This is a genomic window from Azospirillum sp. TSH20, assembly GCF_003115935.1.
Classification (GTDB): Bacteria; Pseudomonadota; Alphaproteobacteria; order Azospirillales; family Azospirillaceae; genus Azospirillum.
In genome coordinates, this window is record NZ_LGQU01000104.1 from 11,789 (window position 1) to 26,152 (window position 14,364).

At 68.2% G+C, this 14,364-nt stretch carries 15 protein-coding genes; 11 read left to right on the forward strand and 4 right to left on the reverse strand.

What is annotated here, in order from left to right:
- The first annotated feature begins 73 nt into the window (after positions 1-73).
- From soxC to TSH20_RS25405, 10 genes are read left to right on the forward strand one after another with little or no spacing between them, the layout of a single operon-like run.
- Positions 74-1,489 (forward strand): sulfite dehydrogenase, encoded by a 1,416-nt coding sequence (gene soxC, locus TSH20_RS25360; protein WP_109156605.1) that lies wholly within the window; start codon positions 74-76, stop codon positions 1,487-1,489.
- 31 nt (positions 1,490-1,520) lie between these two features.
- Entirely contained in the window at positions 1,521-2,516 is a 996-nt protein-coding gene (locus TSH20_RS25365) for a c-type cytochrome (RefSeq protein WP_199232024.1), read from the forward strand.
- A gap of 24 nt (positions 2,517-2,540) precedes the next feature.
- Positions 2,541-2,999: a thiosulfate oxidation carrier protein SoxY gene (gene soxY, locus TSH20_RS25370; RefSeq protein ID WP_109156607.1), complete on the forward strand. Its 459-nt coding sequence runs from the start codon at positions 2,541-2,543 to the stop codon at positions 2,997-2,999.
- 24 nt (positions 3,000-3,023) lie between these two features.
- The gene (soxZ, locus tag TSH20_RS25375; protein WP_085083217.1) at positions 3,024-3,335 is read left to right on the forward strand and encodes a thiosulfate oxidation carrier complex protein SoxZ; all 312 of its coding nucleotides are present in this window, start codon (positions 3,024-3,026) and stop codon (positions 3,333-3,335) included.
- Positions 3,336-3,386: 51 nt separating this feature from the next.
- Complete coding sequence (gene soxA, locus TSH20_RS25380) at positions 3,387-4,202, forward strand: sulfur oxidation c-type cytochrome SoxA (protein ID WP_109156608.1); 816 nt, start codon at positions 3,387-3,389, stop codon at positions 4,200-4,202.
- A gap of 11 nt (positions 4,203-4,213) precedes the next feature.
- On the forward strand, positions 4,214-4,879 hold the full coding sequence (gene soxX, locus TSH20_RS25385) for a sulfur oxidation c-type cytochrome SoxX (RefSeq protein ID WP_109156609.1): 666 nt from the start codon (positions 4,214-4,216) through the stop codon (positions 4,877-4,879).
- The gene (gene soxB, locus TSH20_RS25390) at positions 4,876-6,600 is read left to right on the forward strand and encodes a thiosulfohydrolase SoxB (protein ID WP_109156610.1); all 1,725 of its coding nucleotides are present in this window, start codon (positions 4,876-4,878) and stop codon (positions 6,598-6,600) included. The genes soxX and soxB overlap by 4 nt, the downstream gene beginning before the upstream one ends.
- Before the next feature lie 54 nt (positions 6,601-6,654).
- Positions 6,655-7,083, forward strand: a complete 429-nt coding sequence (locus TSH20_RS25395; protein WP_109156611.1) for a DsrE family protein — start codon at positions 6,655-6,657, stop codon at positions 7,081-7,083.
- 13 nt (positions 7,084-7,096) lie between these two features.
- Entirely contained in the window at positions 7,097-8,197 is a 1,101-nt protein-coding gene (locus tag TSH20_RS25400) for a YeeE/YedE family protein (RefSeq protein WP_109156612.1), read from the forward strand.
- A 19-nt stretch (positions 8,198-8,216) separates the two neighbouring features.
- Complete coding sequence (locus TSH20_RS25405) at positions 8,217-9,227, forward strand: MBL fold metallo-hydrolase (RefSeq protein WP_109156613.1); 1,011 nt, start codon at positions 8,217-8,219, stop codon at positions 9,225-9,227.
- Positions 9,228-9,386: 159 nt separating this feature from the next.
- Here TSH20_RS25405 and TSH20_RS25410 read toward each other — a convergent pair whose 3' ends face one another.
- From TSH20_RS25410 to TSH20_RS25425, 4 genes are all read right to left on the reverse strand, one after another.
- Entirely contained in the window at positions 9,387-10,685 is a 1,299-nt protein-coding gene (locus TSH20_RS25410; RefSeq protein ID WP_109156614.1) for an SLC13 family permease, read from the reverse strand.
- 24 nt (positions 10,686-10,709) lie between these two features.
- The gene (locus tag TSH20_RS25415) at positions 10,710-11,531 is read right to left on the reverse strand and encodes an amidohydrolase family protein (protein ID WP_109156615.1); all 822 of its coding nucleotides are present in this window, start codon (positions 11,529-11,531) and stop codon (positions 10,710-10,712) included.
- 106 nt (positions 11,532-11,637) lie between these two features.
- Positions 11,638-12,372 (reverse strand): GntR family transcriptional regulator, encoded by a 735-nt coding sequence (locus TSH20_RS25420; protein WP_109156616.1) that lies wholly within the window; start codon positions 12,370-12,372, stop codon positions 11,638-11,640.
- 179 nt (positions 12,373-12,551) lie between these two features.
- The gene (locus TSH20_RS25425) at positions 12,552-13,316 is read right to left on the reverse strand and encodes an SDR family oxidoreductase (RefSeq protein ID WP_109156617.1); all 765 of its coding nucleotides are present in this window, start codon (positions 13,314-13,316) and stop codon (positions 12,552-12,554) included.
- A 113-nt stretch (positions 13,317-13,429) separates the two neighbouring features.
- Between TSH20_RS25425 and TSH20_RS25430 the strand changes: the two genes are divergently transcribed.
- A complete protein-coding gene (locus tag TSH20_RS25430) occupies positions 13,430-14,362 on the forward strand; it encodes a LysR family transcriptional regulator (protein WP_109156618.1) in 933 nt (310 codons plus the stop codon).
- Positions 14,363-14,364: the final 2 nt, after the last annotated feature.

Here is a 14,364-nt window from a genome sequence, read left to right on the forward strand (position 1 = left end):
GGCGACTGTTCGCTGCACGTACCATCTGCGTGACAAAGATACCGGCAGCGAACCGGAAGGAAATGGGACGGAAATGAGCAAGTTGCGGCCAACGGGAGAGGCGACTCCCCGAACCGATCCGCTCGTCCCCGGCGCGGATGCACTGTCCGGCCGGTTGCGGCGGGCGCCCGAGAACTTCCTGACCCCCGAGGAGATCGGGCAGGTCGGCAAGGGACGGCGCGATTTCCTGCGCGCCAGCTTTCTGGCGGCGGCCGGCGCCACCGCCGCGGCGACGCTGGGCGGCCGTGGTGCCGTCGCCGCCGACACGGCCGGCGATCCCGACATCCTGAAACCCACCCCCTGGGGCAGCAGCCTGGGCCAGCCGGTGGCGGCCAACCCCTACGGCCTGCCGTCGAAGCACGAGCGCGGACTGGTGCGCCGGCAAAGCCCCGGCCTGACCCAAGTGGCCGCCGCCAGCGTGTCCTTCGCGCCGCTGCAGGGTCTGTTCGGCATCATCACGCCCTCCGGCCTGCATTTCGAGCGGCACCACCAGGGCTGGCAGGACATCGACCCGACCCGGCACCGGCTGATGATCAACGGCTCCCGGCCGGAATTCGTGAAGACGCCCCGGGTCTACACGATGGACGACATCATGCGGCTGCCGCCGGTATCGCGCATGCACTTCATCGAATGCGGCGCCAACACCGGCATGGAGTGGGGCAACGTGGCGGTCCCCACCGTGCAGTACACCCACGGCATGCTGTCCTGCAGCGAGTTCACCGGCGTGCCGCTGCGCACGCTGCTGGAGTATTGCGGCGCCGACCTGAAGGCCGCCAAGTTCATCCTCGCCGAGGGCGGCGACGGGTCGTCGATGACCCGCACCATCCCGATCGAGCTGGTGATGTCCGGCGAGGTGATGGTCGCCTACGGCCAGAACGGCGAGATGCTGCGGCCGGAAAACGGCTATCCGCTGCGGCTGGTGGTGCCGGGGGTGCAGGGCGTCTCGTGGGTGAAATGGCTGCGCCGGATCGAGGTCGGCGACCGCCCCTATGCCGCCAAGGACGAGGCGGTCCACTACATCGACCTGATGCCCGACGGCCAGCACCGGCAATACACCTCCATCCAGGAATGCAAGTCGGTCATCACCAGCCCGTCGGGCGGCCAGCAGTTGCTGGACAAGGGATTTTTCACCATCAGCGGGCTCGCATGGTCGGGCCGGGGCGCCATCAAGCGGGTGGATGTGTCGGTCGACGGCGGCATCAACTGGACCGAAGCGACCTTGCAGACACCGGTCCTGTCCAAATGCCTGACCCGCTTCACCCTGCCCTGGAACTGGGACGGCCGGCCGGCGCTGCTGCAGTCGCGCGCCATGGGCGAGACCGGCTTCGTCCAGCCCGCCTACGGCCAGCTGCGCGCGGTGCGCGGCACGCGGTCGATCTACCACAACAACGCGATCCAGACCTGGCAGGTCGCCGAAAGCGGGGACGTGAACAATGTCCAGATCCTGTAAAGCGGCCCTCCTGGCGTCCGCGTTCGGCGTGATGCTCGCATGGACGGCGCCGGTGCTGGCGGACGGTCCCTCCACCGTCGGCCGTCCAGCCACCCCGGCCGAGGTCAAGGCCTGGGACATCGACGTCGGCCCCGACTTCAGCGGCCTGCCCAAGGGCTCCGGCACCGTGTCGCGCGGCATGGAGATCTGGGAGGAGAAATGCGCCAGCTGCCACGGCACCTTCGGTGAGAGCAACAGCGTCTTCAACCCGCTGGTCGGCGGCACCACCGCCGAGGACATCAAGACCGGCCATGTCGCGGCGCTGAAGCGCACCGATTTCCCGGCGCGCACGACCTTCATGAAGGTCGCCAGCGTCTCCACCCTCTACGACTACATCCGCCGCGCCATGCCGTGGAACGCGCCGAAGTCGCTGAGCGACGACGACGTCTATGCCGTGCTGGCCTATCTGCTGAACCTCGCGGAGATCGTCCCGGACGACTTCACCCTGACCGACGCGACGATCCGCGACGTGCAGCAGAGGATGCCGAACCGCAACGGCATGACCACCGCCCACGCCCTCTGGCCCGGCCCCGACTTTCCCGACATAGCGGCCAAGCCCGACACCGCCAACGCCGTCTGCATGACCAATTGCAAGCCGAAGGCCGAGCTGGCCTCGCAGCTGCCCGAGCATGCCCGCGGCGCCCACGGCAACATCGCCGAGCAGAACCGCGTCTTCGGGCCGGTCCGCGGCCAGCGCACCGGTCCCGACACGGCGGCGGCGGAGGCCCCCTCCCCCGCCCTGGCGCTGGCGGAGAAGTCCGGCTGCCTGTCCTGCCACGCGGTCGATACCCGGATCGTCGGCCCGAGCTACAGCGAGATCGCCGCCCGCTATCGCGGCAAGAACAACGCCGACGCCCTGGTGTCCAAGGTCAAGGCCGGCGGCGAGGGGTCCTGGGGCGCCGTGCCGATGCCGCCGCAGGACGACCTCAGCATCGACGACGCCAAGACCCTGGTCGCCTGGATCCTGTCCGGCGCGCCGCAGAAGTAACGAGACCGAGGAGGAGCATCTCTCATGACACAGGCAGCGATGGAACGGCGTCAGGTACTGACCTTCCTGGGGGCGCTGGCGGCGGCCGGATTCGTGGTGCCGCGGGTGGCGCTTGCCAACTGGGACAAGACCGCCTTCGACGCCAAGACGATGGACGACGCGCTGAAGGCGCTGGGCGCCGGCGCACCGGCCAACAGCGGCGACGTGCAGATCATCGCCTCCGACATCGCGGAGAACGGGGCGGTGGTTCCGGTCCAGGCGGTCAGCAAGCTGCCCAACACCGAACGGATCGCCATCCTGGTGGAAAAGAACCCCAACATGCTGGCCGCCGCCTTCGACCTGGGGCCGGACACCATCCCCGAGGTCACCGCCCGCATCAAGATGGGCCAGACCTCCAACGTCATGGTGCTGGTCAAGGCCGACGGCAAATTCTACGCGGCCTCCAAGGAAATCAAGGTGACGCTCGGCGGCTGCGGCGGCTGAACGGACAGGACGGGAGAGAAGACCATGGGCAATCCGATGAAGATCCGCGCCTCCGCCAAGGATGGCGTCACCGAGATCAAGGTGCTGATGAGCCATGAGATGGAGACCGGCCAGCGCAAGGACGCCAGCGGCACGGTCATCCCCGCCTGGTTCATCAACGAGGTCACCGCCAAGCTGGACGGCAAGACGGTGATGCAGGCGCAATGGGGACCGTCGATTTCCAAGAACCCCTACCTCGCCTTCAAGGTCAAGGGCGGCAAGGCGGGCGACAAGGTGTCCGTCACATGGGTCGACAGCAAGGGCGACACCCGCACCGACGAGGCCACCGTCACCTGACGCGCGGACGGGACTAAGGCCGACAAGAACAAGGATGGGAGGGGGGGAAAGATGGACCGCGTAAGCGTTGGGATTGCGGCGTTCCTTGCGGTGTCGGCGGCGGTCGCCACGGCGGCCTACGCCCAGCAGAAGGATGCGGCGCAGGAGGGCATCGAGGCCTACCGCGAGGCCCTGCAGGACGGCAACCCCGCCGAACTGTTCGAGCTGAGCGGCGAGGAGCTGTGGAAGACGCCGGCCGGCCCGAAGAAGGCCTCGCTGGAAAAATGCGACCTCGGCCTCGGCCCCGGCGTGGTCAAGGGCGCCTATGCCCAGCTTCCGCGCTACTTCGCCGACACCGACCGTGTCCAGGACCTGGAATCGCGCCTGCTGACCTGCATGGAAACGCTGCAGGGCAAGGACCCGAAGCCCTATGTCGAGGCCTCCTTCACCGCCCCGCCGAAAGAGGAAATGATCGCGCTCGCCGCCTACGTCTCCGGCCAGTCCAAGGACGACGCAATCGCCGTCAAGCCCAAGCATCCCAAGGAACAGGCGATGTACGACCTGGGCAAGCGGATGTTCTACTATCAGGGCGGCCCCTACGACTTCGCCTGCGCCACCTGCCACGGCCAGGAGGGCACGCGCATCCGCCTGCAGGATCTCCCCTATATTCCGGGGCAGAAGGGTGCGGCGGCCGGCTGGGGCAGCTGGCCGGCCTACCGCGTCAGCTCCGGCCAGATGTGGTCGATGCAGTGGCGGCTGAACGACTGCTTCCGCCAGCAGCGTTTCCCCGAACCGGTCTACACCTCCGACGCGACCATCGCGCTGTCGATGTACATGGCCGCCCACGCCAGCGGGGAAACCATGAAGACACCCGGAATCAAGCGCTGAGGGAGGCCGCCATGAAACACGCCATGAAACATGCCGCCTTCCTTGCCGTCCTGCTGCTGGCCGGCCCCGCCCTTTCCGAGACCAAGGTCGCGCCGTCCTGGGGACCGGGGGCCGACGATGCCGCCTTCACCCGCATGCTGGCCGCCAGCTTCAAGGACAAGGGCATCGCCAAGGTCGATCGCCTGACCCAGGACGAGACGCAGGCCTTCTGCTCCGATCCCGAGGCCGCCGCCAGCCCGGCCGCCGCCGAGCGGCGCCGGCAGATCGAGGCCGCCAACCTGGCGACGGTGAAATGGCCGTCCGACGGCAAATGGCTGGGCGACTGGAAGGAGGGCGAGAAGATCGCCCAGAGCGGCCGGGGCAACACCTGGACCGACAAGCCGGGCGAGCCGAACGGCGGCAATTGCTACAACTGCCATCAGCTCAGCCCGACCGAGATCTCCTACGGCACCATCGGCCCCAGCCTGCTGCAATACGGCGCGCTGCGCGGCCGGGACGAGGAGACGATGAAGGCGGCCTGGGCCAAGATCTACAACGCCAAATCGGCCAACGCCTGCTCCAACATGCCACGCGCCGGCCATATGGGCATCCTGGGGGAGACGCAGATCAAGCACCTGATGGCGCTGCTGTTCGACCCGAACTCTCCCGTGAATTCCAAATCGGGGCCCGCCCAATGAACCGCCGCGAGTTCCTCACCGTCCTGGCCGCCGCCAATGCCGCCGGCCTGCTGCTGCCCGGCGCCGGTCTGGCCCGCGCCGAAGCGGCGGCGGACGCGGTCTATGACGCGCCGGCCTTCGGCAACGTCTCGCTCCTGCACATCACCGACTGCCACGCCCAGCTGAAGCCGATCCATTTCCGCGAGCCGAGCGTCAACCTCGGCATCGGCGAGATGGCCGGCCGGGCGCCGCATCTGGTGGGAAGCCGGCTGCTGGAGCATTTCAACCTCAAAGCCGGCAGCCGCGAGGCACATGCCTTCACCTGCCTCGACTTCGAACGGCTGGCCGGGCTGTACGGCAAGGTCGGCGGCTTCGCCCATCTGGCGACGCTGGTCAAGCGGGTGCGGGCCAACCGGCCGGGCGCCCTGCTGCTCGACGGCGGCGACACCTGGCAAGGGTCGGGCACCGCGCTGTGGACGCAGGGCCAGGACATGGTGGACGCCGCCAAGCTGCTGGGCGTCGACATCATGACGCTGCATTGGGAATGCACCTACGGCCAGGCGCGCGTGCAGGAGATCGCCGAGAAGGACTTCGCCGGCCACATCGAGATCGTCGCCCAGAACATCAAGACCGCCGATTTCGGCGACGACGTGTTCAAGCCCTACAGCCTGCGCGACGTCAACGGCGTCAAGGTCGCGGTGATCGGGCAGGCCTTTCCCTACACGCCGATCGCCAACCCGCGCTACATGGTGGCCGACTGGACCTTCGGCATCCGCGAGCAGGAGATGCAGGCGACGGTCGATGCCGCCCGCGCCGCCGGTGCCGCGGTGGTCGTCGTGCTGTCGCACAACGGCATGGACGTCGATCTGAAGATGGCGTCGCGTGTCCGCGGCATCGACGCCATCCTCGGCGGCCACACCCATGACGGCATGCCGGCGCCGACCATCGTCGCCAACCCCGGCGGCCGGACGCTGGTCACCAACGCCGGGTCGAACGGCAAGTTCCTGGGCGTGCTCGACTTCCAGGTGACCGGCGGACGGGTCGCCGACTTCCGCTACCGGCTGATGCCGGTCTTCGCCAACCTGCTGCCCGCCGACCCGGAGATGGAGGCGCTGATCACCCGCGTGCGCGCGCCCTACGAGGCCAAGCTGGGCGAGACGCTGGCGGTGACGGAGGGCACGCTGTACCGGCGCGGCAACTTCAACGGCAGCTTCGACCAGCTGATCCTCGACGCGCTGATGGCCGAAAAGGATGCGGAGATCGCCTTCTCCCCCGGTTTCCGCTGGGGCACCACGCTGCTGCCCGGCCAGCCGATCACCATGGAAAACCTGCTGGACCAGACCGCCATCACCTATCCCTACGTCACGCTGAGCCAGATGAGCGGCGATCAGATCAAGACGGTGCTGGAGGATGTCTGCGACAACCTGTTCAACCCCGATCCCTATTACCAGCAGGGTGGCGACATGGTGCGCGTTGGCGGCCTGTCCTACGCCTGCGATCCCGCCGCCCCGGCCGGCCGGCGCATCCAGGACATGACGCTGAACGGCAAGCCGCTGGAGGCGTCGAAGACCTACAAGGTCGCCGGCTGGGCGCCGGTCGCGGAAGAGGCGAAGGCGGCCGGCGGCGAGCCGATCTGGGACCTCGTCGCCCGCAACCTGCGCGCCCGCAAGATTGTGGCGCCGCCGCAGCTGAATCTGCCAACCCTGAAGGGCGTGAACGGCAACCCCGGCCTCGACGCCTGACCCGATATTCCGCCCGCCAACTGGGGCAAGCTCCAATTCGGAAAGGCTCAGACCATGAGCGTTCGTCGTTTCCTGGCCCCCCTGCTGATGCTGTTCGCCCTGGCCGGCGCCGCCCCGGCGCTGGCCCAGGACAAGGTCGTCTACCACATCGACAATGCCGCCGAGCAGGGCACCAAGGCGCTGCGCAACATCCGCAACCATCTGGACGTGGCGCCGAAGACCGAGATCCGCGTGGTCACCCATGCCGAAGGCGTCGATCTGCTGATGGAGGGTGGCAGGGACCAGAAGAACAACATCGACTATGGCCCGCTGATCTCCGATCTCAAGAGCCGCGGCGTCCATTTCGAGGTGTGCGAGATCACCATGAAGCGGCGTAACCTGACCAAGGACCAGTTCGTGATGGAGGCGGAGTTCACGCCGTCCGGCGTCGTCCGCATCACCGAACTGCAGGCGCGCGACCATTACGCCTACATCAAGCCCTGAGAAGGCAACGGCCATGGGTTTCACCGTCGACGCCCTGATGGAAAGCCTGGGCGAGGACAGCTTCATGGCGCTGGGCGGGCTGCTGATCGGCACGCTGTTCGGCGTGGTGGCGCAGCGGTCCCGCTTCTGCCTGCGCGCCTCGACGCTGGAGGTGGCGCATGGCCGGTTGGGCGGGCGGCTGGCGGTCTGGCTGCTCGCCTTCTCCACCGCGCTGATGGCGACGCAGGGGCTGATCCTGCTGGGGCTGTTCGACACCGGCAGCGTCCGCCAGCTCAACAACCCCGGCAGCCTGTCGGGCGCGGTGATCGGCGGGCTGATGTTCGGCTGCGGCATGACGCTGACCCGAGCCTGCGCCAGCCGCATGCTGGTGCTGTCGGCGACCGGCAACCTGCGGGCGCTGCTGTCCGGGCTGGTGTTCGCGGTGGTCGCCCAGGCGGCGATGCGCGGCGTCCTGTCGCCGCTGCGCGAGGCGGTCAACGGCTGGTGGGTCATCAGCGGCCAGCAGCGCGACCTGCTGGCGCTGGCCGGCATCGGGCATGGCGGGGCGCTGCTGTTCGGCATGGGCTGGTTCGCGGCGGGCGCGGTGATCGCGCGGCGCAACGCCCTGTCGGGCTGGTCCTGGCTGGGCGCGGCCGGCGTCGGTGCGACGGTCGCCGCCGCCTGGTGGTTCACCTGGCGGGCCGCATCCGCCGCCTTCGATCCGGTGACCGTCCATTCCCTGAGCTTCACCGCGCCCTCGGCCGATTTCCTGATGCTGGTGCTGTCGCCGCCGGGCACCCGCTGGAGCTTCGACACCGGGCTGATCCCCGGCGTGGCGCTGGGCGCCTTCGTCGCCGGGCTGGCCGGGCGCGACCTGAAGCTGGAGGGGTTCAACGACGGTTCCTCCATGCGGCGCTACATCATCGGCGGCTGCATGATGGGCTTTGGCAGCGTGCTGGCCGGCGGCTGCGCGGTCGGGGCCGGCGTGTCCGGCGCCTCCATCTTCACGGCGACGGCGTGGCTTGTGCTGTGGTCGATGTGGATCGGCGCCGTGCTGACCGACCTCGCCATCGACCGGCCGGCACGGGTGCGCGACGCCGCCATCGCCGGAATTCCTCCCGTCGCTGTACAGTGATGTTCACAGGAGATCCCGCATGCTTCGCCTGCCCCGCCGCCGCCTGCTGACCGCCGGTGCGGCACTCCTGGCCGCCATGCCGGGACTGGATGCGGTCCGCGCCTTCGCCGCCGGGGTGGAGTCCTTCGTCAAGGGACCGCCGGTGCCCGACCGGCCACCGGTCCAGATCAGTCCCCATGTCTGGATCATCCAGGCGCCCGACGGCTTCCCGACGCCGCAGAACCAGGGGATGATGGCGAACATCACCTTCGTCATCGGCCGCGACGGCGTGATCGTCGTCGACAGCGGCGCCTCGCTGCAGATCGGCGAGATGGCGATCCGCATGCTGCGGACGCTGACGCCGAAGCCGGTCGTCGGCATCGTCAACACGCATTATCACGGCGATCACTGGCTGGGAAACCATGCCTTCGCCGAGGCGTTCGGCGAGGATCTGCCCCGCTACGCCCTGCCCCACACGCGCGAAGCGATCCTGGGCGTGCAGGGCAGCTTCTGGCAAAGCTCCATGGTCAAATGGACGGCGCAGGCGTCGGCCGGGACGCGGATCGTCGCCCCCAACCGTGACGCCGCCCATGGCGACGAGTTGTCGCTGGGTGACGTCCGGCTGCGTCTGCACCATTACGGCACCGCCCACACGCCCTCCGACCTGTCGGTTTCGGTGGTGGAGGACGGCGTCATGTGCGTCGGCGACGTGATGATGGACCGCCGCATCGCCAACATGGACGACGGCTCGTACCTCGGCACCTTCGAGACGATGGACAGGCTGCGGGCCGACAGCGACACCCGCATCTGGCTGCCTGCCCACGGCGTCCCCGGCCCCGGCGTGCCGGACTGGCAGCGCAGCCTGTTCGAAGGCATCTTCGAACCCTGCCTCGCCGCCGTGAAGGCCGGCCAGTCGGTCGAGCAGGCGAAGGCCGCCGTGCTGGCCGATCCCCGCGTCGCCTCCCGCGCGGCGGAGACCAAGGGCTGGGACAGCAACATCGGCAAATACATCAGCCTCGCCTATCTGGAGGCGGAGCAGGCCGACTTCTGAAAGTCCGTGAGTTCTTGAGACGATCATCGGCCGTCATCCCCGCGAAGGCGGGGAACCAGGAAACTCCGCGGATAAGCCGCTGAACCGGCTGGATTCCCGCCTTCGCGGGAATGACCGCCAAAGAAGTTCATGCGTTCACTCTGACCGCCGAACTGCCGGTCAAAGCGCGAAGGTCAGCACGATGTTCGCCAGCACCGCCGCGACGACACCGAAGGGCGCGGCGCGGAACAGCAGCCGGGTGAACAGCGTGTTGCGCGACTTTTCCTCCAGCGCCGAGCCGAGGATCAGGCTGCCGCCCGACGAGAAGGGCGAGATCGAAGTCGCCTGCGAGCCGACGACGATTGCGGTGAACAGCAGCACAGGGCTGACCGACAGGCTGGTCGCCAGTGCCGGCACCAGCGGGAACAGCGTCGGCGTCACCACGCCCAGCGTGCTGGAGAACAGCGACATCACGGCGGCGACGATGCCGAACACCACCGGCAGGAGCAGGGCCGGGATGCTGCTGCCGAGCCAAGCCGCCAACACCGCGATGGTGCCGGCCTTGATGGCGACGGAGATCAGCATCCCCATGCCGGAAATCATGATCAGCGTCGACCACGGCACCGACGCGATGGCCTTGCGCTCGTCGCCGAGCTTCAGCAGCAGCGCGATGACGGAGAAGACGCCGGCGATCAGGCCGATGTCGATCTTCGAATTGAGATAGGCCACCGTGGCGTTGCCGGGCATCGCCAGATGCAGCACCGGGCCGAGCAGGACCAGCGCCATCATCGTCAGCGTCAAGGTCAGCGTCACGCGCTGGCGCCCGTCGAGCGGCTCCGGCCGGCCGGTGTCGGCGAGCGAGGCGTTCAGGCTGCGGTGGTTGCCGAACAGGAACAGCATCGCCGTGATGACGAAGAACGGGATGATCAGCGTCGCCGCGAAGATGACCCCGCTGTAGAGGAAGGCATCGGCGTCGCTGGTGCCGTTCGCCGTCATCAGGCCGCGGAAGATGATGCCGCTCTGGCTCGACATGAAATTGGCGCCGGCCAGCGCGCCGTAATTGGCGCCCATCGCCCCCAGCACCATGTCCAGCCCGGTCCGCCGGCACATCAGCAGCGTGATCGGCGCCATGAAGGCCAGCACGGTGTAATAGCCGGCGCCCATCGCCGCGATCAGCGTCGCCGTCACCAGGATGGCGTAGGGCAGCACCCACGGCACGTTGCGGCAGCGGTACAGCATATGCTCGGCCAGCTTTTCCAGCGTGCCGTTGACCAGGGCGAAGCTGTAGAACAGGCAGACCGAGAAGATGACGAAGAAGATCTTCAACGGCCACATGTCGATGACGGCGCCCGGCTTCAGCCCAAGCCCGAAACAGCCGAGGATATAGGCGAAGGCGATGGCGAACAGGCCGATGTTGATCTTGGTGACATAGCCCAGAACGACGGCCAGGGCGATGGCCAGCACGATGACGAGGGTCATCGATTTCCTCCCAGTTTCTGTATTTCAGGCGAATTGAAAAAGCGTTGCCGGATTCCGGACCAGGATTTGCGCCTGCTCCGCCGGATCGGGGATCAGCGCATGCAGCCGGGTCACTTCCGCGGCATAGCCGGTCTCGGCCTCATGCTGGGTGTGGGGCCAGTCGCTGCCCCAGACGAAGCGGTCGGAGCCGCCGCAGGCCTCGCGCAGCAGGTCGAGGCTGCGTGCCGCGAGGTCGGGCGTCAGCCCGGCGCGGTAGGGGGCGGAGAGCTTGACCCAGACGGCCGGCGTCCGGCGCAGCACATCGAGGAATTCGGCATGGCTGCGGTTCGCCGGATCGACGCCGCCCTGCGGCAGGCCGAAATGGTCGATCACCACGGTGACGCCGGAATCGGCGATGGCCGGCACCACCTCCGCGAGGTCGTCGAAGCGGCGCTGGATCTCGATTTGCCAGCGGCGGGATGCCAAACGGCGGAAGAACTCCTGCCAGGGTGCCGCCGCGTAATCCTCCAGTTCGCGCCCGACGAGATTCAGGCGCGCACCGACGAAGCCGAGGGCGCCGAGCCGGTCCAGTTCCTCCTCCGTCACGCCGGGATCGACAACGGCGACCGCGCGCAGCCGTTCGGGATGGGCGCGCAGAGCGGCTTCGATCAGGCTGTTGTCGGTGCCGAGGAAGCTGGGCTGGATCAGCACGCCATGGCTGAACCCGGCCCGATCCTGCAGCGCGAACCAGTCCGACAACTCCGCCGCATAGTCCGGGCTGTAGCGCCGGCCGGCGGCCATCGGCAGGTCGGGGCGGAAAATATGGGCATGCGTGTCGATGCCCCTGATCGGGGGGAGTGCGGTCATCGGTCGATCCGTACAGGCAATAGGGGGGCGGCCTCCGCCGCGAAGGGGAGGGTTTGGGAAGGCCGCAAGGAAGGAGCGCGCCGGAAACCGGGTCCGGCGCCGCGGGTCAGCTCAGGCGGCTGCGGTAGCGGAAGCGCTCGGCGGGGCCCTGGGCGATGCGCCATTCGACCGCGGTGCCGTCCACGGTGTAGGCGGTGCGTTCGATAACCGCCGTGGGCGCCCCCTCGGCAAGGCCCAGCCGGGCCGCGACCTTGGCGGAGGCCGCCGCGAAACTCACGTCATCGACGGCGCTGGCGATGAAGACGTTGAAGCGCTCGTGATAGAGTGGATAGAGCAGCGGCCCGAACTGGGACTCGTCCAGTTTCACGATGCCGTCGAAGCGGGCGCGCGGCAGCCAGATCTCCTCCGACAGCAGCAGGGCGTCGGACTGGCCGCGCAGGCGGTCGAGGCGGATGCAGTCTGCCGTGCCGAGAATTTTGGCGACGGCGGCCGGGGCAGTGGCGGCCGTGCGCGCGATGATGCGGCTTGACGGGATCGTCGCTTCGCCATCGGCGGACTGGACCGCGAAGAAACGGAACAGCGAGGCGTTGAAGGCGCGCTTGCGCAGATAGGTGCCGGACCCCTGGCGCCGTTCGAGCAGCCCTTCGTCGACCAGAGTCTGGATCGCCTTACGTACCGTGCCGACCGACAGCCCGGTCTCGGCCGTCAGCTGGTTTTCCGACGGCAGCGCAGTATCGGGCCCCCATTCGCCGCGCGCCACCCGGGTGGCCAGCGCGTCGCGCAGCTGCAGATAGGCCGGCAGGCGCCGGTCGGTCATTGACGCGGAATTATGCTGTGGCATCGAGATCCTCCCACAGCCATCCTGTCGCATATGGATGCGTTGGTCAACTAGTTCTATATAGAACTATATGAATGACCGGCGGACATGACGCGGCCCCCCTTGCAGCGGCGTTTCACAACGCAGCCGCAAAGGGGGCCAACCGATACTCGGATGCAGAGGCTGCCGGCCGGAAAAGCCCGTCAGACCTGGGCCATGCCGCCGTCGGCGAACAGCTCGACGCCGTTGATGAAGCTGCTGTCGTCCGACGCCAGGAAGACGGCGGCCTTGGCGATTTCGTCCGGGTCGCCGACACGGCCCAGCGGCACCTGGGCGGCCAGATAGTCCACCAGCCCCTGCTGCTGCGCCGCATCCGGACCGGCCAGTTCGACCAGACCCGGCGTGCGGACCGGACCGGGGCTGAGCGTGTTGATGCGGATGCCGCGGTCCTTCAGGTCGAGGATCCAGCTGCGGGCGAAGTTGCGCACCGCCGCCTTGCTGGCGCTGTAGACGCTGAAGGCCGCCGTGCCCATGCTGCCGGCGGTGGAGCCGGCGAGGATCACCGACGCGCCGCGGCCGAGCAGCGGCAGCGCCTTCTGCACGGTGAACAGCACGCCCTTCACATTGCGGTTGAAGGTGTCGTCAAACTGTTCCTCCGTGATGTCGCCCAGCGGCAGCATGCCGCCGCCGCCGGCATTGGCGTACAGCACGTCGAGCCGGCCCGCCTCGCTCTTGATTTGCGCATAGAGCCGGTCGAGATCGGCGAGATTGGAGGAGTCCGCCTGCACCCCCGTCGCTTTGCCGCCGGCCGCAACGATCGCCGCGACCGCGGCCTCCAGTTCGCCCTTGCGGCGGCCGGTGAGATAGACGGTGGCGCCTTCGGCGGCAAAGCGCTTGGCCGCGGCGAGGCCGATGCCGCTGTTGGCGCCGGTGACGAGGGCGATCTTGCCGTCAAGCTTGCGTGACATCTGAAGTCTCCTTGGGAATGGGTCATCTTCTGGAGACAAAGCTATCGACGGCAGACCCATATCGAAATAGAAACGGTTGAAAACCATCGTTGCAGAATTGGGCGGGATTGGCGATGTCGAAGCTGCCGGATTTCGAAGGGCTGGCGATGTTCGCCAAGGTGGTGGAGGAGCGCTCCTTCGCCGGTGCCGCCCGCGCGATGGGGGTGTCGGTCGCCACCGTGTCGCGCGCGGTCAGCCGACTGGAGGAACGGTTGGGAGCCCGGCTGTTCAACCGCACCTCGCGCCGGCTGGCCCTGACCGATTTCGGCCACTCCCTGGCCGAGCGCGCGACCCGCCTCTATGACGAGGCGGAAGCGGCGGAGAATGCGGTGCGCGAGATGTCCAGCCGCCCGCGCGGCCTGATCCGTTTCGCGGTCCCGATGTCGTTCGGGCTGCGCTGGGTGGCGCCGCTGCTGCCGGACTTTTTCCGCCTCTATCCGGAGATCTCCATCGACCTGCACCTGAGCGACGCCACCGTCGATCTGGTGGGGGACGGCTTCGACGCCGCGCTGCGCATCGCGGTGCTGCCGGACAGCTCGCTGGTGGCGCGGCGGCTGTGCGGGGTGTCGCCGGTGGTGCTCGCCGCCCCCGGCTATCTCGCCCGCCATGGCGAGCCGCGGCATCCCCGCGAGCTGAATGGCCACCATTGCCTGGGCTATCCCTACCGCCGGCGGCAGGACATCTGGCACTTCACCAACAGCGCCGGCGAGGAGGAAAGCGTCACCCCATCCGGCCCGCTGCGAGTCACCAACGCCGACGCGCTGGTGCCGATGCTGCTGGAGGGGCTGGCCATCGCCGAACTGCCGGAATTCATGGCGGCCGAGCATCTGGCAACGGGACGGCTGACCGCCATCCTGACCGACTGGTCGCTGCCGAAGGGCGGCCTCTACTTCATCACGCCGTCGGCCCGAACACGACCGGCCAAAGTCGGCGTGCTTGCCGATTTCCTGATCGAGCGATTGTCGGAACCGGTCTGGCGGCGGCGCATCGACGGCGCCGGAAAATAGCC